The sequence below is a fragment of the Paraburkholderia graminis C4D1M genome, from assembly GCF_000172415.1.
GTDB lineage: Bacteria > Pseudomonadota > Gammaproteobacteria > Burkholderiales > Burkholderiaceae > Paraburkholderia > Paraburkholderia graminis.
The window spans coordinates 324555-342045 of record NZ_ABLD01000003.1 but is presented as its reverse complement, the minus strand read 5'-3'; the positions used below and the strand labels follow the sequence as shown (position 1 = coordinate 342045).

19 protein-coding genes and 1 tRNA gene are annotated in these 17491 nt (G+C 63.2%); 7 read left to right on the top strand and 13 right to left on the bottom strand.

The window, feature by feature from the left end:
* Positions 1–117 precede the first annotated feature (117 nt).
* Both BGRAMDRAFT_RS07255 and maiA read left to right on the top strand, forming a co-directional pair.
* On the top strand, positions 118–816 hold the full coding sequence (locus tag BGRAMDRAFT_RS07255; protein ID WP_006048046.1) for a fumarylacetoacetate hydrolase family protein: 699 nt from the start codon (positions 118–120) through the stop codon (positions 814–816).
* 26 nt (positions 817–842) lie between these two features.
* Positions 843–1487, top strand: a complete 645-nt coding sequence (maiA, locus tag BGRAMDRAFT_RS07250; RefSeq protein WP_006048045.1) for a maleylacetoacetate isomerase — start codon at positions 843–845, stop codon at positions 1485–1487.
* A gap of 97 nt (positions 1488–1584) precedes the next feature.
* On the opposite strand, the gene ftsY is transcribed toward maiA, so the two are convergent.
* Positions 1585–2772 (bottom strand): signal recognition particle-docking protein FtsY, encoded by a 1188-nt coding sequence (gene ftsY / locus BGRAMDRAFT_RS07245; RefSeq protein ID WP_006048044.1) that lies wholly within the window; start codon positions 2770–2772, stop codon positions 1585–1587.
* Between the two features lie 255 nt (positions 2773–3027).
* On the opposite strand from ftsY, the gene rsmD reads away from it, so the two are divergent.
* The 3 genes from rsmD to BGRAMDRAFT_RS07230 all read left to right on the top strand — a co-directional run bounded on the left by rsmD (position 3028) and on the right by BGRAMDRAFT_RS07230 (position 4591).
* Positions 3028–3642, top strand: a complete 615-nt coding sequence (rsmD, locus tag BGRAMDRAFT_RS07240; protein WP_006048043.1) for a 16S rRNA (guanine(966)-N(2))-methyltransferase RsmD — start codon at positions 3028–3030, stop codon at positions 3640–3642.
* Between the two features lie 112 nt (positions 3643–3754).
* A complete protein-coding gene (gene coaD / locus BGRAMDRAFT_RS07235) occupies positions 3755–4270 on the top strand; it encodes a pantetheine-phosphate adenylyltransferase (RefSeq protein ID WP_006048042.1) in 516 nt (171 codons plus the stop codon).
* Between the two features lie 63 nt (positions 4271–4333).
* Entirely contained in the window at positions 4334–4591 is a 258-nt protein-coding gene (locus tag BGRAMDRAFT_RS07230; RefSeq protein WP_006048041.1) for a YfhL family 4Fe-4S dicluster ferredoxin, read from the top strand.
* An 83-nt stretch (positions 4592–4674) separates the two neighbouring features.
* Here BGRAMDRAFT_RS07230 and hisC read toward each other — a convergent pair whose 3' ends face one another.
* The 8 genes from hisC to BGRAMDRAFT_RS07190 form a co-directional block, all read right to left on the bottom strand.
* Positions 4675–5754 (bottom strand): histidinol-phosphate transaminase, encoded by a 1080-nt coding sequence (gene hisC, locus BGRAMDRAFT_RS07225; protein ID WP_006048040.1) that lies wholly within the window; start codon positions 5752–5754, stop codon positions 4675–4677.
* Between the two features lie 153 nt (positions 5755–5907).
* On the bottom strand, positions 5908–6510 hold the full coding sequence (gene pth / locus BGRAMDRAFT_RS07220) for an aminoacyl-tRNA hydrolase (protein WP_006048039.1): 603 nt from the start codon (positions 6508–6510) through the stop codon (positions 5908–5910).
* Between the two features lie 150 nt (positions 6511–6660).
* Positions 6661–7278, bottom strand: a complete 618-nt coding sequence (locus BGRAMDRAFT_RS07215) for a 50S ribosomal protein L25/general stress protein Ctc (RefSeq protein ID WP_006048038.1) — start codon at positions 7276–7278, stop codon at positions 6661–6663.
* 163 nt (positions 7279–7441) lie between these two features.
* Positions 7442–8398, bottom strand: coding sequence for a ribose-phosphate pyrophosphokinase (locus BGRAMDRAFT_RS07210; protein ID WP_006048037.1), 957 nt, complete (start codon positions 8396–8398; stop codon positions 7442–7444).
* A 46-nt stretch (positions 8399–8444) separates the two neighbouring features.
* A tRNA-Gln gene (locus BGRAMDRAFT_RS07205) sits at positions 8445–8521 on the bottom strand.
* 52 nt (positions 8522–8573) lie between these two features.
* Complete coding sequence (ispE, locus tag BGRAMDRAFT_RS07200) at positions 8574–9455, bottom strand: 4-(cytidine 5'-diphospho)-2-C-methyl-D-erythritol kinase (RefSeq protein ID WP_006048036.1); 882 nt, start codon at positions 9453–9455, stop codon at positions 8574–8576.
* Between the two features lie 90 nt (positions 9456–9545).
* Positions 9546–10178: a lipoprotein insertase outer membrane protein LolB gene (gene lolB / locus BGRAMDRAFT_RS07195; protein ID WP_006048035.1), complete on the bottom strand. Its 633-nt coding sequence runs from the start codon at positions 10176–10178 to the stop codon at positions 9546–9548.
* A complete protein-coding gene (locus BGRAMDRAFT_RS07190) occupies positions 10178–12019 on the bottom strand; it encodes a tetratricopeptide repeat protein (protein ID WP_006048034.1) in 1842 nt (613 codons plus the stop codon). Before BGRAMDRAFT_RS07190 ends, lolB begins: the two co-directional genes overlap by 1 nt.
* An 87-nt stretch (positions 12020–12106) precedes the next feature.
* On the opposite strand from BGRAMDRAFT_RS07190, the gene mutM reads away from it, so the two are divergent.
* Together mutM and mutY are read left to right on the top strand one after the other, a co-directional pair.
* Positions 12107–12937 carry a bifunctional DNA-formamidopyrimidine glycosylase/DNA-(apurinic or apyrimidinic site) lyase gene (mutM, locus tag BGRAMDRAFT_RS07185; protein WP_006048033.1) on the top strand — a complete coding sequence of 277 codons (831 nt, stop codon included), beginning with the start codon at positions 12107–12109 and terminating at the stop codon, positions 12935–12937.
* Positions 12938–12943: 6 nt separating this feature from the next.
* Positions 12944–14092 (top strand): A/G-specific adenine glycosylase, encoded by a 1149-nt coding sequence (mutY, locus tag BGRAMDRAFT_RS07180; protein ID WP_006048032.1) that lies wholly within the window; start codon positions 12944–12946, stop codon positions 14090–14092.
* Positions 14093–14122: 30 nt separating this feature from the next.
* Here the strand turns inward: mutY and BGRAMDRAFT_RS07175 are convergent, their stop codons facing one another.
* The 4 genes from BGRAMDRAFT_RS07175 to BGRAMDRAFT_RS07160 form a co-directional block, all read right to left on the bottom strand.
* A complete protein-coding gene (locus BGRAMDRAFT_RS07175; RefSeq protein WP_006048031.1) occupies positions 14123–14758 on the bottom strand; it encodes an LON peptidase substrate-binding domain-containing protein in 636 nt (211 codons plus the stop codon).
* A 39-nt stretch (positions 14759–14797) separates the two neighbouring features.
* A complete protein-coding gene (gene rapZ / locus BGRAMDRAFT_RS07170) occupies positions 14798–15691 on the bottom strand; it encodes an RNase adapter RapZ (RefSeq protein ID WP_006048030.1) in 894 nt (297 codons plus the stop codon).
* A 105-nt stretch (positions 15692–15796) separates the two neighbouring features.
* A complete protein-coding gene (gene hprK / locus BGRAMDRAFT_RS07165; protein WP_006048029.1) occupies positions 15797–16765 on the bottom strand; it encodes an HPr(Ser) kinase/phosphatase in 969 nt (322 codons plus the stop codon).
* A 139-nt stretch (positions 16766–16904) separates the two neighbouring features.
* Positions 16905–17420 (bottom strand): PTS sugar transporter subunit IIA, encoded by a 516-nt coding sequence (locus BGRAMDRAFT_RS07160; RefSeq protein WP_006048028.1) that lies wholly within the window; start codon positions 17418–17420, stop codon positions 16905–16907.
* Positions 17421–17491: the final 71 nt, after the last annotated feature.

Sequence of the window (17491 nt, the reverse complement as noted above, 5' to 3'; positions counted from 1 at the left end):
GCCGAGGAGCACTGCCGGACTGACGCGCGCCGCCTGTTGCCGCGCGTTAAACTGGCTGTCTGTTTGTCTGTCTATCGCCGCGCCGCGGCTCGTGTCTATCAAACAACGGAGAACCGGATGAGTTACGTATTTGCACCGGCACCGGTGGTTGCAGTGCCGGTTGTCGGGTCTAGCGAGCAGTTCCCTGTGCGTCGCATTTACTGCGTCGGCCGCAATTACGAGGCGCATGCCCGTGAGATGGGACACGATCCGGATCGCGAACCGCCGTTTTTCTTCGCCAAGCCCGCGGATGCCGTTCTGTATGTGCCGCCGGGCGAGACGGGCGAATTCCCATATCCGTCGCAGTCGAAAAACGTGCACTTCGAAATGGAACTGGTCGCGGCGATCGGCAAAGGCGGCAAGGACATTCCGGCCGACCACGCGCTGGATCACGTCTACGGCTACGCGCTCGGCCTCGATATGACGCGCCGCGATCTGCAGGCCGAGGCGAAGAAGCTCGGGCGTCCGTGGGATACCGCGAAGGGCTTCGATCACTCGGCGCCGCTTGGGCCGATCCATCCGGTTTCGACGGTCGGCCACGTCGGAGAAGGCGCGATCTGGTTGTCCGTCAACGGTGAGGACAAGCAGCGTTCGGACGTGTCGCAGCTCATCTGGTCGGTCGGCGAAACTATCGCTTATCTGTCGACGCTCTTCGAGCTGCAACCCGGCGATCTCATCTTCACGGGCACGCCGGAAGGTGTCGGCGCGGTCGTGCCGGGCGATCTGATGAAAGGCGGCGTGGACCGGCTCGGCGAGTTGAGCGTGCGCGTCGTTTGACGCGGGGATGGGGAGGAGACAACAACATGAAGCTCTACAGCTATTTCCGCAGTTCGGCGTCGTATCGCGTGCGCATCGCGCTCAACGTGAAGAATCTGCCGTACGAGTATGCGCCCGTGCATCTCGTGCGGGACGGCGGCGAGCAGTTGAAGCCCGAGTACCGCAAGCTGAACGCCGACGGCATCGTGCCGACTCTGGTGGACGGCCACGAGGTCATGCCGCAATCGCTCGCGATCATCGAGTATCTGGAGGAAACGCATCCGGAGCCGCCGCTTCTGCCCAAAGCGCCGCTCGATCGCGCGTATGTGCGTTCGGTGGCGTTGCAGGTGGCGTGCGAAATTCATCCGCTGAACAATCTGCGGGTGCTCAGGTATCTGAAACACACGCTTTGTGTCGACGACGATGCCAAAGACGCGTGGTATCGGCATTGGGTGGAAGCCGGTTTTGCGGCGCTCGAGACGCACCTCGCGAGCGACGCACGCACGGGCAAGTTGTGCTTTGGCGACGTGCCGACGCTCGCCGACGCCTGCCTGATTCCGCAGGTCTTCAACGCTCAGCGCTTCAAGGTCGATACGGCGAAATTTCCGACGATCCAGCGCATCTACGATCACGCGATGCAAATCGATGCGTTCGCGCGTGCGGCGCCGGGCGCGCAGCCGGACGCTGAATAGGCTTGCTACGGTGAATGCGAAAAGGGCACTCCGCGGAGTGCCCTTTTTCGTTTGGCTTCGTTTCCCTTCGGTTCCCTTCGTCTGCCTGTGCTGGCGTTCAGCCGCCGAGCAACGCGTCCGAAAACTCCTCGGCGCTGAAGGGCTGCAAATCCTCGACCTTCTCGCCGACGCCGATGAAGTAAACCGGAATTGGCCTTTGCCGCGCGATTGCCGCGAGAATGCCGCCCTTCGCCGTGCCGTCGAGCTTGGTGACGATGAGGCCGGTGAGGCCGAGCGCGTCGTCGAAAGCCTTGACCTGTGCGAGCGCGTTCTGCCCGGTATTGGCATCGATCACGAGCAGCACCTCGTGCGGCGCGCCGTCCTGCGCCTTGCCAATCACGCGCTTGACCTTGCGCAGCTCTTCCATCAGATGCAGTTGGGTCGGCAGACGGCCGGCCGTGTCGGCCATCATCACGTCGATCTTGCGCGCCCGCGCGGCGCCGACCGCGTCGAAAATCACGGCGGCCGGGTCGCCGCTTTCCTGCGCGACTACGGTCACGTTGTTGCGCTGGCCCCAGATGGCCAACTGCTCGCGCGCGGCCGCGCGGAACGTGTCGCCGGCGGCCAGCAGCACCGACTGGTCGAAGCTCTGCAGATGCTTGGCGAGCTTGCCGATGCTGGTCGTTTTGCCCGCGCCGTTGACGCCGGCGATCATCATGACGAGCGGCTTGGCGCGCCCGAGCATCAGCGATTTTTCGAGCGGCTTCAGAAGGTCGACGAGCAGCGTGCGCAGGGCGGCCTTGACCTGCTGCGGCTCCGTGAGACGCTCGGCGCGCACTTTCTCGCGCAGCGCTTCGAGCAGGAATTCGGTGGCGTCGACGCCTGCGTCCGACATCAGCAGCGCGGTTTCGAGCTCTTCGTAAAGATCTTCGTCGATCTTTGCGCCGACGAAAATGCCGGTGATGCTCGAACTCGTTTTCGACAAGCCGGTCTTCAGGCGAGTCAGCCATGAGCGTTTCGCGCTCTCGTCCGGAACCGGCGGCGGCACGATCTCTACCGTTTCTAACGACGCTTCTTCGACGTCGGTTTCTGGCTGGGCTTGCGGCACAAATTGGGGCTCAGCGGCTGCGGGCGGTGTGGCGATGCTGCCCGGCGCATCGGCACGGGCATCGGCATCGGCACGCGGCGCGGCCGGTGCTTCTACCGCGGGAGGCTCGTCGAGAAGATCGTCAGGCGCGGCTTGCGACTCGTCTGGCGCGTTTTCGGACTCTTTCGAACCCTTGAATCGTTTGAAAAAGCTGAACATGATCTGGCGTGGTGAGAGCGCGCGCCGAAGCGCGCAGCCGGCACAGCGCCGGCGGGAGCGGCAGGCAGCGTTGCAATGCGGGATGCAGGGCGCTGGAAGCCGCACATTTTATCAGGCGCGCCGTCGTGCGTCGTATCGGCCGAATGGCCAGGGTGGACGCGCGGCGCCCCTGTGGTAACGTTGGCGCTCCAGTCCGCTCGTATGGCGCTTCGCGTCGATGTGGCGGACGCTTTCCACAAACGTAATCGAAACTGCATGCCCCGTTCTGCTCCTTCACGCGCCCACGGCGCTTCCTCCAAAAGCCGCAAGCCGCACGCGATCCGGATTATCGGCGGCGACTGGAAACGCACGCCGCTGCCGGTGCTCGACCTCGACGGTCTGCGGCCGACGCCGGACCGCGTCCGCGAGACGCTGTTCAACTGGCTCGGGCAACGTCTGGACGGCGAGCGCTGTCTCGATCTGTTCGCGGGCAGCGGCGCGCTCGGTTTCGAGGCAGCGTCGCGCGGCGCCGCGCGGGTGCTGATGGTCGAGCGCAACGCGCGAGCCGCCGCCCAGTTGCGGGCGAATCAGGAGCGCCTCGCCGCGCGCACGATCGAAATTGCCGAGGCCGACGGCTTGCGGCTTGCTGCAAGCCTGCCGCCCGCTTCGTTCGACGTGGTGTTTCTCGACCCGCCTTTCGGCGACGATCTGCTGGACAAAGCGCTCGCGCTGGCCGCGCCGCTCGTCAGCGAAGACGGGTTTCTGTATGTGGAGGCCGGCGCGGCTCTGGACGTCGACGCAAACGAAGCGCTGGCCGGGTGGAAAATCGTGCGGGAAGGGAAAGCCGGCGCTGTCCACTTCCATTTGCTGCAGCGCGAAAATGAGGAATAATGCGCCTTCCATAACAAGCGCCGGACGATTTCACGTCACGCGCGCGGCCGGTGCCAAATGCGTCGCGTGGACGCTTTGACGTGCCCATCTGTCTGAAGAGAGGAGAAATCTCATGGTAGTCGCCGTGTATCCGGGCACGTTCGATCCGCTCACACGCGGTCACGAAGACCTCGTGCGGCGCGCGTCGAGCATCTTCGACACGCTGGTGGTCGGCGTTGCCGACAGCCGCAACAAGAAGCCGTTTTTCACGCTGAAAGAGCGTCTCGACATCGCTCATGAAGTGCTCGGCCATTATCCGAACGTGCAGGTCATGAGCTTCAAGGGGCTGCTGAAGGACTTCGTGCGGACCAATAACGCACGCGTGATCGTGCGCGGGCTGCGCGCCGTGTCGGACTTCGAATACGAGTTCCAGATGGCTGGCATGAACCGCTATCTGTTGCCGGACGTGGAGACCATGTTCATGACGCCGTCCGACCAGTACCAGTTCATCTCGGGCACGATTGTCCGGGAGATCGCGCAACTGGGCGGCGACGTCAGCAAGTTCGTGTTCCCGTCGGTCGAAAAATGGCTGAAGGAAAAGGTCGCGGCATTGGACGCGGACAACGGCGCTTCGGCGGCGCAGCCGTAACCGGCGTAAACTATCGGTTTGACGGAACGAAGCTGGCTGTGGCCGGCATGAAGTGAGAGAAGTATGGCCTTGATGATTACCGACGAGTGCATCAATTGCGACGTGTGCGAGCCCGAGTGCCCGAACGACGCGATTTCGATGGGCCCGGAAATCTATGTGATCGACCCGAAAAAGTGCACGGAGTGCGTCGGCCATTTCGACGAGCCGCAGTGCATTCAGGTGTGTCCCGTCGAGTGCATTCCGCGCGATCCCGAGCATCTGGAAACGCCGGAAGGCTTGGTGGCGAAGTATCACGCGTTACAGGCGGCAAAGAGCGCGTGAGGTTGTGGTCAATGGAATTGAAAACGGCGAGGCGCGGGCCTCGCCGTTTTTTTTTGCTGCGCGCCGACTAGCTGATTAGCTGACTAGCTCACGTAGGCGCTGAAAATGTCGCGCAAGGCGTCGAGCAGCATGTCGCACTCGGCGTCGGTTCCGACCGAGATGCGCAGGTGCTGATCGATTCTCGGCGCCTTGAAGTGGCGCACGAAAATTTCCTTCTCACGAAGCCGTGACACCAGCGCCGCCGCATCGTATCCGGGGTGGCGCGCAAACAGCAGATTGGCCGCCGACGGCACGACATCGAAACCTAGCGCCGTCAGGCCCGCAGCCAGCCGTTCGCGGCTCGCGATCACTTTGGCGCAGGTGTCGCGAAACCACGCTTCGTCCTGATACGCCGCGCGGGCCGCGGCTTGCGCGAGGCGGTCCAGCGGATACGAGTTGAAGCTGTCTTTCACGCGATTGAGCGCGCCGATCAGTTCCGCGTTGCCAAACGCGAAGCCGACGCGCATGCCCGCCAGCGAGCGCGACTTCGACACCGTCTGCACGACGAGCAGGTTCGGATAGCGGTCAATCAGCCCGATCGCCGATTCCGCGCCGAAATCCACATACGCTTCGTCGATCACCACGACTGAATCCGCGTTTCTTGCGACGAGGCGCTCGATGTCCGCAAGCGGCAGCGGACGTCCCGTCGGCGCGTTCGGATTCGGAAACAGGATGCCGCCGTTGGGAACCGCGTAGTCGTCGACGTGGATCGCAAAGGCGTCGTCGAGCGGAATCGTCCGATAGTCAACGTCGAAAAGCCGCGCATAAGTCGGATAAAAGCTGTACGTGATGTCAGGAAACAGCAGCGGCTTGTCGTGCTTGAGCAAGGCCTGGAAGGTGAGCGCGAGCACCTCATCGGAGCCATTGCCGGCGAAAACCTGATCGGCGCGGATGCCGTGGTACGCGGCCACGGTTTCACGCAGCTTGAGCGCGGTCGGGTCGGGGTAGCGGCGCAACGATTCGCCGGCATCGCCCAGTTCCTCGCGGATTGCCTCGAGCACGCGCGGCGAAGGCGGGTAGGGATTCTCGTTGGTATTCAGCTTCACCGGATGCGCGAGCGCGGGCTGTTCGCCCGGCACATACGGCGTCAGACGGTGAACGATGTCACTCCAATAGCGGCTCAAAGGGTTCTCCGATGCAAAGCGGTCGATCTGGCGGCCGGTTCTGAGTCAATGCGACGATCCGCTTGTGTTGTTAAGCGCACGGCCGGCAGATCGCGCCGCTGCACGCAACGCGGCGGGGCGCCCCGCGCAAGCAACAGCGCTTACGAATCGCGCTTACGAATTCCGATGCAGTTGCATCATCGCGCGTTCGAGTTCGCCCTTGATGATCTGCAGCATCACTGCCAGCCCACGCTCCATGGCGGCGTCGATCGCGTCCTGCTCCTCGCGGCGCGGCGGCTTCAGCACGTAGTTGGCGACGTCGGGCTTCGCGCCGGCGCGCGCGCTTTCAGGAATCAAATCCCGCGGATGGCCGATGCCGATGCGCAGCCGCCAATACTGCTGCGACGACAGATGCGCGGTGATGTCTTTCAAACCATTATGCCCGCCGCTACCGCCGCCGAGCTTCAGCTTGACACTGCCGGGCGGCATGTCGAGTTCGTCGTGCGCGACGAGGATCTCGTCGGGAAGAATCTTGAAGAACTGCGCCACCGCGACGACCGACTGACCCGAGCGGTTCATATAAGTCTGCGGCTCGAGCAGATGCACTTCCTCGCCGTGAAGCCGTGCCTTCGCGTAGAAACCGTGGAAGCGCCGCTCGTCGCGCAGGGTTGTGCCTGCGTCGCGCGCCAGTTGATCGACCAGCCAGAAACCTGCGTTGTGGCGCGTCGCGGTGTATTCGGCGCCCGGATTGCCGAGCCCGACGATCAGCTTGATCATGATTGCGTGGGTCCATCAGGCCCGGAAGCAGCGCGCGGCCGAGCCGAAAAAAACCGAAAAAAAACCCGCCGGGGCGAACCTCGGCGGGTCACGTCGACCGTTTCATTGAAACGGATCGAGAGGATTGCTTGCTCAATGCGCGAACGGCGCTTAAGCAGCCGGCGTTTCACCTTCAGCGGAAGCAGCGTCGCTTTCCGACACTGCGCCAGCCGGGATCGTTGCCGAAGCGACGACCGGGTTTTCAGCGTCGACGTGAGCAACCAGCGACACGCCTGCCGGCAGCGGAATATCTTTCGCGTGAACCGATTGACCCGCTTCGATCTTCGCCAGGTCGACTTCGATGAATTCGGGCAGTGCCGACGGCAGGCACTCGACTTCGATTTCATTGATGACGTGCGAGATCACCGCGCTCGCCAGCTTGACTGCCGGGTTCGATTCCTGGTTCATGAAGTGCAGCGGCACCTTGGTGTGCAGCTTCTTCGTTGCGTCGACACGCTGGAAGTCCACGTGCAGCACGAGCTGACGGAACGGATGGTATTGCACGTCGCGCAGCAGAACCTGTTGCGACTTGCCACCGACTTCCAGATCGAGAATCGACGAGTGGAAAACTTCTTTCTTCAGCGCGTGCCACAGCGCGTTGTGGTCCAGTTCGACCAATTGCGTTTCAGCACCAGCGCCATATACGATGCCCGGGGTCTTGCCCGAGTTACGCAGGCGGCGGCTCGCACCCGTACCTTGCAAAGAACGCTCGAAAGCGACAACTTTCATCTTGAATCTCCAATGCACTGCCCGCGACCAGGCAGTAAAAACGGGGCCCGCAAGCCGTTATGGCTGAGGCCCCAGAGCTGCGGCATGAACCTTCGTTCGTTCACGCCGATTGTGCAAAAGCGCGGCGTTGCCTTGTAGCAATACGCCGCGCCTTCGCAAATACTTAACTTTCAGCGAACAGCGACATGACCGAATCGCCGCGGCGGATGCGCGAGAACGTTTCGGCCAGCAGGCCCGCGCTCGTCAGCGAACGGATCTTCGCGCACGAGCGGGCTTCTTCGCCGAGCGGGATTGTGTCCGTGACGACCAGTTCGTCAAGCGCGGAAGCGGCGATACGCTCGCCCGCGCCGCCCGACAGAACCGGGTGCGTGGCGTAAGCGAAGACCTGCTTCGCGCCACGTTCCTTCAAAACCTGTGCTGCCTTGCAAAGCGTGCCGGCGGTGTCGACCATGTCGTCCATGATCACGCAGGTCCGGCCTTCGACTTCACCGATGATGTTCATCACTTCGGCAACGTTCGCCTTCGGGCGGCGTTTGTCGATGATTGCGAGGTCGCAGTTGAGCTGCTTCGCCAAAGCCCGGGCACGCACCACGCCGCCGACGTCCGGCGAAACGACCAGCAGGTTCTCGTAGTTCTGCTTGCGCAAATCGCCGAGCAGCACGGGCGTAGCGTAGATGTTGTCGACGGGGATGTCGAAGAAGCCTTGAATCTGGTCAGCGTGCAGATCCATCGTGATGATCCGCTCGACGCCCGCGATTTCCAGCATGTTCGCCACGATCTTCGCCGAGATGGCGACGCGCGCCGAACGAGGGCGGCGATCCTGGCGTGCATAACCGAAGTAGGGGATGGCTGCGGTGATCCGGCCGGCCGATGCGCGCTTGAGCGCGTCGACCATGATCATCAGTTCCATCAGGTTGTCGTTCGCCGGTGCGCACGTGGACTGCAGAACAAAGACGTCTTTGCCGCGCACGTTTTCCTGAATCTCGACCTGGATTTCACCGTCCGAGAAACGGCTCACCATTGCTTTGCCGAGGGGAATACCGAGGATTTTGACGACTTCCTGTGCAAGCGCGGGATTTGCGTTGCCAGTAAAAACCATCAGGCCGTCATGGCTGCTCATCGTGCACCTGCTTCAGGCTGGGGGCGAGGGGAAATGCGAGAATTTTTGGCAGGGGAGAAAGGATTCGAACCTTTGCATGCCGGAATCAAAATCCGGTGCCTTAACCAGCTTGGCGACTCCCCTACACTAACTTTGAGCCCCGCCGAACGTGGAGTTTCGTTCGACGATGCAAAACCTATGACGCGAAAGCAAAGAGTGGATGCTGCGTCAGACTGGCGGCCACTGCGCTGTTCCATTCGCTCGGCAGTTTGGCTTGTGCCGCTTCTGCTTCAGCTTTGCTACGGAACGCTGCAAAGACACTTGCACCAGATCCGGACATCCGCGCCGGCGCGATATTTTCAAACCATCGCAGCACTTGCGCTACTTCCGCGTACTTTCCTACGACAACCGGCTGCATGTCATTGCGGCCAAAACTGTCTGGCCATTCAGTGTTGCAGCTAAGTTCTGCAGGAAAGTCCGTAATTGTGAGGGCTTTTGAATCTCTTGTCAACGCTTTTTCGGAGAAAATCGCTGCAGTCGGCACATGAACCCTCGGCGTCACTACCAGGAAATGACGCGGCGGCAATTGTACAACGTCTAACGTTTCTCCAACACCCTGGGCGAACGCATTTTTTCCGAAGACGAAGAACGGCACGTCGGCGCCGAGTTTCAGTGCCAGCGCCTGCAATTCGAGCCGCGGCAGGTTCAGCTTCCACAGACGGTTTAGCGCGAGCAGCGTGGTCGCCGCGTCGGAACTGCCGCCGCCGAGTCCTGCGCCCATCGGCAGACGCTTTTCGATCTCGATGTCGACGCCTTCCGGCGAGCCCGTATGCGCTTTCAGCAGATTGGCTGCGCGCACGGTGAGGTCGTGTTCCGGCGGCACGTCGGCGATTTCGGTGCTGCGGGTGACGAGCCCGTCGTTACGCCGCGTAAAGTGCAGCGTGTCGCCCCAGTCGAGTAGCTGAAAGACCGTTTGCAGCGTGTGATAGCCGTCCGGCCGGCGCCCGGTGATGTGCAGGAAGAGATTGAGCTTCGCTGGCGCGAGGCAATCGCGCAGCGAGTGGGTTGTTTCGATCATGGGTCGGGGCTACGGGGCTACATGCGCCAAACAGGCGCCGAATAAGCGGCAAGTGCATGCGAAACAACAGCGCGCAAGGCACGCCGTCGGTTACTGGTCCAGCACGAGCTTGATGTCGAGCGGAGGTTCCGAACGCGTCAGATTCACACGCTTCACGCCGGTGGCCGGCGCGTCGGCGTAGGCCAGATAGTCGATCGTCCAGCCGTCCTGGGTGATTTCCTTGAAGCGCGACGGTTGCTCCGGATCCTTTTCAGTCTTCGCGCGCGAAGTCGGCGCGGGCGAAGGCTGCAGCCAGTAGCGCAAGCCTTCGACGGGCAACGCGAAGCCCAGCGCATTCTGCATCAGCGTTGACACGTTGTCCGCGGTGAGCGGCTGGCGGTTCGGCAGTTCGAGCGTGGCCGAAGCCGGCGACGACGTCACGATTGCGAGCGTCTGGCCAAACGGATTGCGCAACTGCAGCGTGACGGTGTCGCCGGTTTCCTGCCACGAGAAATTGCCGTACGCATTGCGCTGCTGGCCATTCTGATCGTTGTACTGGACGGCGAAGCGGCCCTGGTAAGCGCGGCTGGTTTGCGCGGTCACCGCGGTCGCGCCATTCGACGTGGACGGCCCTTGCGGTTTCACCGACGCGCAGCCGGCGAGTGCGACGACGGCTGCCGCCGCGAGCCCGAGCGCCGCACGACGCGGCGCAAGGGAGCGAGTATCAAGACGGGAAAGACGCATCAAAGATCGTTTACCTGAAGACGTTGCAGCGTTTTGACGAGCGTTTCGTTGTCCGGTTCGAGCTTGCGCGCTTCGCGGAAAGCGGCGCGAGCCTGGTCCTGATTGCCGGATTTCCACAGCACTTCGCCGAGGTGCGCGCCGATTTCGGCGTTCGGCTGAATGTCGTAAGCCTTGCGCAGCACCTTGATCGCGTCTGTCGTGTCGCCCATGCGGTACTTGACCCAGCCGACGCTGTCCATGATGAAGGCGTCGTTCGGCGCGAGCGACGATGCCTTCTCGACCAGCTTGTCGGCTTCCGCGAGACGCTGATTGCGATCGGCCAGCGAGTAGCCGAGCGCGTTATACGCCTGCGGATTGTCCGGCTGCGTCTGGATCAGCTTGCGCAATTGCGCTTCCATCGTGTCGAAGTGGCCGTTCTTTTCGGCGGCCATCGCGTAGTCATACGTCAGATCGGGGTCGTCCGGGAACGCCGCCGTGGCTTCCTGCAGGCGCGTTTCAGCTTCGCCATAGCGCTTCGCGTCGAACAGAATCGCGGCGTCGGTGCGCACGACCACCGCCTGATCGCGCGGATCGGCGGGGCGCAGCCTGGCGAGCTGCCGGCGCGCGTCGTCGGGCTTGCCCTGCTTGGCGAGCAGTTGCGCGCGCGTAATCTGCGCCGGCAAGTACTGCTGGCTGGACGGCGAAATCTTGTCGAGCCAGTCGGCGGCAGCCGCTTCGTTCTTCTGTTCGAGCGACAACTGCGCAAGGTAGATGTACGCCTGGCCAGGATCGGCGCCGGGCGTTTTCTCGGCTTGCTGCGCGTATTGCGTGAGGTAAGCCTGCGCGTCGTTGAAACTCTTCTGCTGGATTCTGATGAGCGCGAGCGCCATGAGCGGCGTCAGGTCGTTCGCGTTCGCCTTGTGCATGATCTCGAACTGCTTCTGCGCGTCGTCCAGACGGTCGCTCGCCAGATACATTTGCGCGAGCGCGAGACGCGCGTCATGCGACTTCGGATTCTGCTGCACGTATTTCTCGAGCGACGCGATGCCTTCCTTGCGCTCTTCCGGGCCCATCTGCGACAGCGTCAGCGCGGCCGGCAAATAGTCGGGCTTGAGCGCCAGCGCCTGTTCGAGCGACTTACGTGCGCCGGGTGCGTCGTTCGCGACCAGTTGCTGACGTGCGACGGCCAGTTGCGCTTCCGGCCGGTTCATGTCGTTCTTCAACATCTCCTGCAACACATGCAGGCCGCCGATCCGGTTCGGTCCGCGCGAGAGCAGCAACTGCAGCGCGAGGATCGCGTTGCCGCGATTGTCCGCCGGCACCTTCGCGAGTTCGCGCTCGAGCAGCGGCTGCGCGTCGTCCGGCTTGCCCGATAGCACGAGCAGCGACGCGTCCAGCTGCGCGGCGCGCTCCGAACTCGGCGCATACTGCTGCCACAATTGCGCGGCGGCCAGTGCGTCCGATGGACTTTGCGCGGCCAGCGCGATTTCGGTGGCGCGTTGCGCCATGCGCGGATCATGCGTGTCGCGCGCGAGCGCGAGGTACGTCTGGTACGCGGGCGCCGGCTGATTGCGTTGCAGCGCGACTTCGGCGGCGAGTACCTGGAATACGATCTGGCTCGTCAGCTGCACGCTCGGCAGCGATTTCTGTTCTTCCGCCGACGGCGGCCCGAGCGGATCGCTCAGCGTGACGGAGGTGTCGTCCGAGTCGGGCGACGGGTCCTGCGCGTGCGCGGGCGCCGCGGCGAACGCCCACAGCGCGAGCGCGGCAGCACCGAGCACGCGCCGGGCGGACACTGCCTGCGGCACACGCAATGCGCTAGCCGGGCGCTTCAAAAACAGCTTCACGAAGGACAAGTTCATGGAAATCCGTTCAATGTTTCGGACGATTGTAACGCGCTCGCTACAATACGCGCACAACCACTCACGCAAGTTGCAGACCAGTCAGACATGCCAGAGTTGCCAGAAGTAGAGGTTACCCGACGAGGAATCGAACCGTATGTGTCCGGCCGCAAGGTCGAGCGCGTCGATGTCCGCACGCCCGCGCTGCGGTGGCCGATTCCGGCGGATCTCGCGAAGACTTTGCGCGGCCACGTGGTGCGCAACGTCGAGCGGCGCGGCAAGTATCTGCTGTTCGAAACCGACGCAGGGTGGTTCATCGTGCATCTTGGCATGACCGGCACGCTGCGCGTGCTGCGTCACGTGCCGCATCCGCCGGCCGCGGCGAAGCACGACCACGTCGACTGGATCTTCGACGAGTTCATTTTGCGCTTTCGCGATCCGCGGCGCTTCGGCGCGGTGCTGTGGCATCCGCGTGAAGCCGGCGACGTGCTCGGGCATCCGCTGCTCGCGAGCCTCGGCGTCGAGCCGTTCTCGCCGGCCTTCTCCGGCGCGCTGATGCACCGGCTCACGCGCGGGCGCAAGGTCTCGGTGAAGCAGGCGCTGCTCGCGGGCGAAATCGTGGTGGGTGTGGGAAACATCTATGCATCGGAGAGCCTTTTTCGCGCGGGCATTCGGCCGACGACCGCAGCGGGCCGCGTTTCGCTCGTGCGTTATGGATTGCTGGCCGACGCCGTGCGCGTCACGCTTGCCGCGGCGATCGAAAAAGGCGGCAGCACGCTGCGCGATTTTGTCGGCAGCAACGGAGAAAGCGGCTACTTTCAGCTCGATTACTTCGTCTATGATCGCGCGGGGCAGCCATGCCGCGTATGCGGCACGCCGATCAGACAGATCGTGCAAGGTCAGCGCTCCACTTACTTTTGTCCCACCTGCCAGCGCTAAATTTCAATGCCCTCCCGCTTAACTCCGCGCTCCGCCGAGCGTTCACCCACGTCGGCCGCGCCCGCGGCATCCGCCTCTTCGCTCACGTCCGATTTTTCCTCGCGGCTGGTCGCGTGGCAGCGCAAGCATGGCCGCCATGACCTGCCGTGGCAGAACACGCGCGATGCGTATCGGATCTGGCTGTCGGAAATCATGTTGCAGCAGACGCAGGTGTCGACGGTGATTCCGTACTACGCGAAGTTTCTCGCGCGTTTTCCGGATGTCGCCGCACTGGCCGCCGCGCCCGTCGATGACGTCATGGCCTTATGGGCCGGCCTCGGCTATTACACGCGCGCGCGCAATTTGCACCGCTGCGCGCAGGTGGTGGTCCAGCAGTATGGCGGCGCGTTCCCGGCTTCCGTCGACGAACTCGCGGAATTGCCAGGCATCGGCCGCTCGACGGCGGCGGCGATTGCGTCGTTTGCATTCGGCGCGCGCGCGACGATTCTCGACGGCAACGTGAAGCGCGTGCTCGCGCGAGTGTTCGGCGTCGAAGGTTTTCCGGGCGAGAAGAAGGTCGAGAATGCAATGTGGACGCTGGCGGAATCGCTATTGCCGTCGAATGCATCGGACGACGAAGTCAGCGCGTACACGCAAGGGTTAATGGACCTCGGCGCCACATTGTGCGTGCGCGGCAAGCCCGACTGCTTGCGCTGTCCGTTCGCCGCCGATTGCGTCGCTAACGTAACGGGGCGTCAGCGTGAACTGCCGACGGCGCGCCCGAAGAAAGTTGTGCCGACCCGCCGCACGTGGATGCTCGTGCTGCGCGACGGCAATGCGGTGATGCTCGAGAAGCGTCCGCCGTCGGGTATTTGGGGCGGCTTGTGGAGCTTGCCCGAAGCGGCTGACGAAGCCGCGCTCGCGACCCGTGCGCGCGAATTCGGCGGGGGCGCCGGTGTTTCATCGCTTGCGCCGCTTGCACCGCTCACGCACGTTTTCACACACTTCAAGCTGGACATTGAGCCGCGGCTCGCGGAACTGGAGCGAGGCGTCGGCGCGCTCGCCGCGTTGGGCGATGCGGACACCGCCTGGGTCGCATTAAGCGATCTCGATTCGTTCGGCGTGCCCGCGCCCGTGCGGAAACTGCTGGATGGTCTGCAAGGTTCGCTGATCTGACGAATCGCGTCGGCGTGTCTTCAGTAATAGCTAGAGCAGTTGATGCTGCTGCATATAGCGATGAACCACTTCGATGCGCGCGCCGGCGTCCTGCATCTCCATCAGTTTCTGGCGCGCACGCAGCGCGATCGGCAGTACTTCGGCGAGACGGTTCGATACCCACGACGGGTCCTCGAGTCGGAACGGCTCGGCAAACGGCAAGCTTTCCGGATCGCGCTCGCGGATTGTCGCGATGATCCGTTCGAGCACCTCCGCGCACGCGCCGAATTTTGCCAACTGCTGATTGCCTTCGAGCGGCTCGTCTTCTCCGAGCGGCTCGGCCATGCCGACCAGCAAACCGCTGCTTTCCACGCGATGCGACAGCAGCCGGAAGCGCCGCGTGCCGCGTGCGCGGATCAGCAGCATGCCGAACGCTTCGACGTCGCATTCGTCGATTTCGGCGAGACAGCCAATTGATTCGGGTACCGAAGGCTCATTTTCCCGCGCGACTTCGGCGCCGCTTTTCAGCAGACACACGCCGAACGGCGTCTTTTCGCGCAGACAGTCGCGCGCCATGTCGAGGTAGCGCGCTTCGAAGATTTTCAGCGGCAGAATTCCGCCGGGAAACAGAACCGTGTGCAACGGGAACAGCGGCACATCGGCGAGCACAGTGGAAGTAGAGGACATGGCGCAACGCTTCGAGTTGAGGCCGCGCGATGCGGCCGGTTAAGCCACTAACTTCGAAGACGCGCCGGCGTCGACCGGTGCGTCGCGGTGCCGCACGATTACATTCGCTGCATTGGCGAGACGCGCGGCGAGCGTCTCGGCAATGAACACCGAGCGGTGCTGGCCACCCGTGCAACCAATCGCGACTGTCAGATAACTACGGTTGTCGTCGCGGAAATGCGGGAGCCATTTAGCGAGAAACTTCTCAATGTCGTCGATCATTTCATGCACGACCGGCAGCGCGTCCAGAAAATCGATCACCGGTTTGTCCAGGCCCGTAAGCGGGCGCAGTTCATGATCGTAGTACGGGTTCGGCAGCGTGCGGACGTCGAACACCAGATCGGCGTCGAGCGGCACGCCGCGTTTGAAGCCGAACGACTCGAACATCAGCACGAGTCCCGCATGCTCCTGTTCGATAAAGCGCTTGACCCATTGGCGCAGCACGTTCGCGCGCAAATTGCTCGTGTCGATCTGATGGCCGAACTCGGCGAGGCCCGCGACGAGTTCACGCTCGCGCTCGATCGCTTCGGCGAGCGACGTCAGCAAACCGACGTCGGCATCATGCGCGGTGGAGCCCGACAGCGGATGGCGGCGGCGCGTTTCGGAAAAGCGCTGAATCAGCGACTGCGTGCTCGCGTTGAGGAACAGCACGCGCACGTCGTGAGCGCGCGACAGATCGCGGATCATCGCGGGCATGTCGTCGAGCGACGCGCTCGAACGCGCGTCGATCGCGACCGCGAGGCGGTCGTGTCCGTCTTCGGCGAGGTAAGAGGCGAGCTCGGGCAGAAAGCGCGGCGGCAGATTATCGACGCAGTAATAACCTGCGTCTTCGAGCGCGTTTAGCGCGACGGATTTGCCTGAGCCGGATATGCCGGTGATGAGGATTATGCGCATGGAGTCGTGAAATCGGTCCGTTTCATCATAGCATCTGAGCCCTTTCGCGCGTACCCGCGGACAGCCGCGGGCTGCGGCGTCAACCGGGTCGACATGCCCGCCGACTCAGATCAGTTTGCCGGGAAACTGGCTATCCGGGTCCTGCATGGCGAGACGCTGGCGGTCCATGAAATCGCGCAACGTGTCGATGCCGCGCAGTTGCAGGATCGTGTTGCGCACGGCCGCTTCGACCAGCACCGCGAGGTTGCGGCCGGCCGCCACCTGGATCGTCACCTTGCTGATCGGCAGGCCGAGCACGTCGACGGTTTGGCTTTCCAGCGGCAGCCGCTGGAACTCGCCGTCAGGACGGCGTACCAGTTGCACGATGAGCTTCAGCTTCATTTTGCGGCGCACGGCGGTTTCGCCGAAAATCGTCTTGATGTCGAGCAGGCCCAGGCCGCGCACTTCCAGCAGATTCTGCAAAAGCGGCGGGCAGCGCCCTTCGACGAAGTCCGGGCCGAGGCGCACGAAATCCACTGCGTCGTCAGCGACGAGGCCGTGGCCGCGGCTGATCAGTTCGAGACCCAGCTCGCTCTTGCCGAGGCCCGAATCGCCGGTGAGCAGCACGCCCATGCCGAGGATGTCCATGAACACGCCGTGCAACGTGGCGCGCGGCGCAAGAATGCGCGACATGTAAAGGCGCAGGCTGTCGATTACCGCGGCCGCCGACATCGGCGTGGTGAAAAGCGGCGTGGACGAGCGCGTGCAGCGCAGCACCAGTTCCGGCGGCGCGGCAACGCCGCCCGCCACCACGAGGAACGGCGGTTCCAGCGCGATCAGCTCGGCCATGTGGCGCGAGCGGTCTTCGTCGGTCTGGCGTTTGTAGTAGTCGATTTCGGCGTCGCCGAGCACCTGGATCCGGTTCGGATGGATCAGGTTCAAGTGGCCGACGAGGTCGGCGCTCGACGTGGCATTCGCGACCGATTCCGAAGAAAAGCCGCGTTCCCAGCCTTCATGCCCTGTCAGCCAGCTCAGTTTCAGCGTGGCGGCGTTATCGTCGAAAATGCTCTGGGCGTTGATGCTGGACGTGTCCATGAGTCAGTGACTCCAGTGTTGGCCGCTTGCCGGGCACAGCGCGGGCCGCGCTAACGCGCGCCGTGAGCCGGGCCTGGCGATATCCGCACGCGGGCGGTTGGGCGTGCGGATAGGCGGCGTGCGGATGACCGCCGCTGCATCAAGGTTGCCACTGAGTGAGCAGACGATGCAATGATTCGCGGTCTTCTTCCGTGTGCAGGCGCTCGCGTGCCTCGCGGTCGGACAGCAGTTGCGCGATTTCCGAAAGAATTTCGAGGTGCTGCTGCGTGGCCTGTTCGGGCACGAGCAGGAAGATGAGCAGAGAGACCGGCTGACCGTCGGGCGACTCGAAAGGAATGGCCTCGGCCAGGCGGACGAACGCGGCGAGCGGCTGCTTGAGTCCTTTGATCCGGCCGTGCGGAATCGCGACGCCTTCGCCGAGCCCCGTCGATCCGAGGCGCTCGCGCGCAAACAGATTGTCTGTGACCGTGCTGCGGGCGATGCCGTTCTGGTTCTCGAAGATGAGGCCCGCTTGCTCGAACACGCGCTTTTTGCTGGTGACCGATAGTCCGACGACGACGTTCTCGAGGGGAAGAAATTTGGCTAAACGATTCATGTTGACAGGCGAAAACGTGGCCTGGGTTCTCCTCGCTGGGGCGATTGATTGGTGTTCCATTCGTTTGATGCTCACGGCGACGTACGTTGGAGTCCGAAAGCACAGGACTCCGGCACACCGCCTGCATGCGA

Bases quoted from the DNA above. Each gene is read 5' to 3' on its own strand.
- BGRAMDRAFT_RS07255 (WP_006048046.1), top strand. From the start codon at position 118: ATGAGTTACGTATTTGCACCGGCACCGGTGGTTGCAGTGCCGGTTGTC.
- maiA (WP_006048045.1), top strand. From the start codon at position 843: ATGAAGCTCTACAGCTATTTCCGCAGTTCGGCGTCGTATCGCGTGCGC.
- ftsY (WP_006048044.1), bottom strand. From the start codon at position 2,772: ATGTTCAGCTTTTTCAAACGATTCAAGGGTTCGAAAGAGTCCGAAAAC.
- rsmD (WP_006048043.1), top strand. From the start codon at position 3,028: ATGCCCCGTTCTGCTCCTTCACGCGCCCACGGCGCTTCCTCCAAAAGC.
- coaD (WP_006048042.1), top strand. From the start codon at position 3,755: ATGGTAGTCGCCGTGTATCCGGGCACGTTCGATCCGCTCACACGCGGT.
- BGRAMDRAFT_RS07230 (WP_006048041.1), top strand. From the start codon at position 4,334: ATGGCCTTGATGATTACCGACGAGTGCATCAATTGCGACGTGTGCGAG.
- pth (WP_006048039.1), bottom strand. From the start codon at position 6,510: ATGATCAAGCTGATCGTCGGGCTCGGCAATCCGGGCGCCGAATACACC.
- BGRAMDRAFT_RS07215 (WP_006048038.1), bottom strand. From the start codon at position 7,278: ATGAAAGTTGTCGCTTTCGAGCGTTCTTTGCAAGGTACGGGTGCGAGC.
- BGRAMDRAFT_RS07210 (WP_006048037.1), bottom strand. From the start codon at position 8,398: ATGAGCAGCCATGACGGCCTGATGGTTTTTACTGGCAACGCAAATCCC.
- ispE (WP_006048036.1), bottom strand. From the start codon at position 9,455: ATGATCGAAACAACCCACTCGCTGCGCGATTGCCTCGCGCCAGCGAAG.
- lolB (WP_006048035.1), bottom strand. From the start codon at position 10,178: ATGCGTCTTTCCCGTCTTGATACTCGCTCCCTTGCGCCGCGTCGTGCG.
- BGRAMDRAFT_RS07190 (WP_006048034.1), bottom strand. From the start codon at position 12,019: ATGAACTTGTCCTTCGTGAAGCTGTTTTTGAAGCGCCCGGCTAGCGCA.
- mutM (WP_006048033.1), top strand. From the start codon at position 12,107: ATGCCAGAGTTGCCAGAAGTAGAGGTTACCCGACGAGGAATCGAACCG.
- mutY (WP_006048032.1), top strand. From the start codon at position 12,944: ATGCCCTCCCGCTTAACTCCGCGCTCCGCCGAGCGTTCACCCACGTCG.
- BGRAMDRAFT_RS07175 (WP_006048031.1), bottom strand. From the start codon at position 14,758: ATGTCCTCTACTTCCACTGTGCTCGCCGATGTGCCGCTGTTCCCGTTG.
- rapZ (WP_006048030.1), bottom strand. From the start codon at position 15,691: ATGCGCATAATCCTCATCACCGGCATATCCGGCTCAGGCAAATCCGTC.
- hprK (WP_006048029.1), bottom strand. From the start codon at position 16,765: ATGGACACGTCCAGCATCAACGCCCAGAGCATTTTCGACGATAACGCC.
- BGRAMDRAFT_RS07160 (WP_006048028.1), bottom strand. From the start codon at position 17,420: ATGGAACACCAATCAATCGCCCCAGCGAGGAGAACCCAGGCCACGTTT.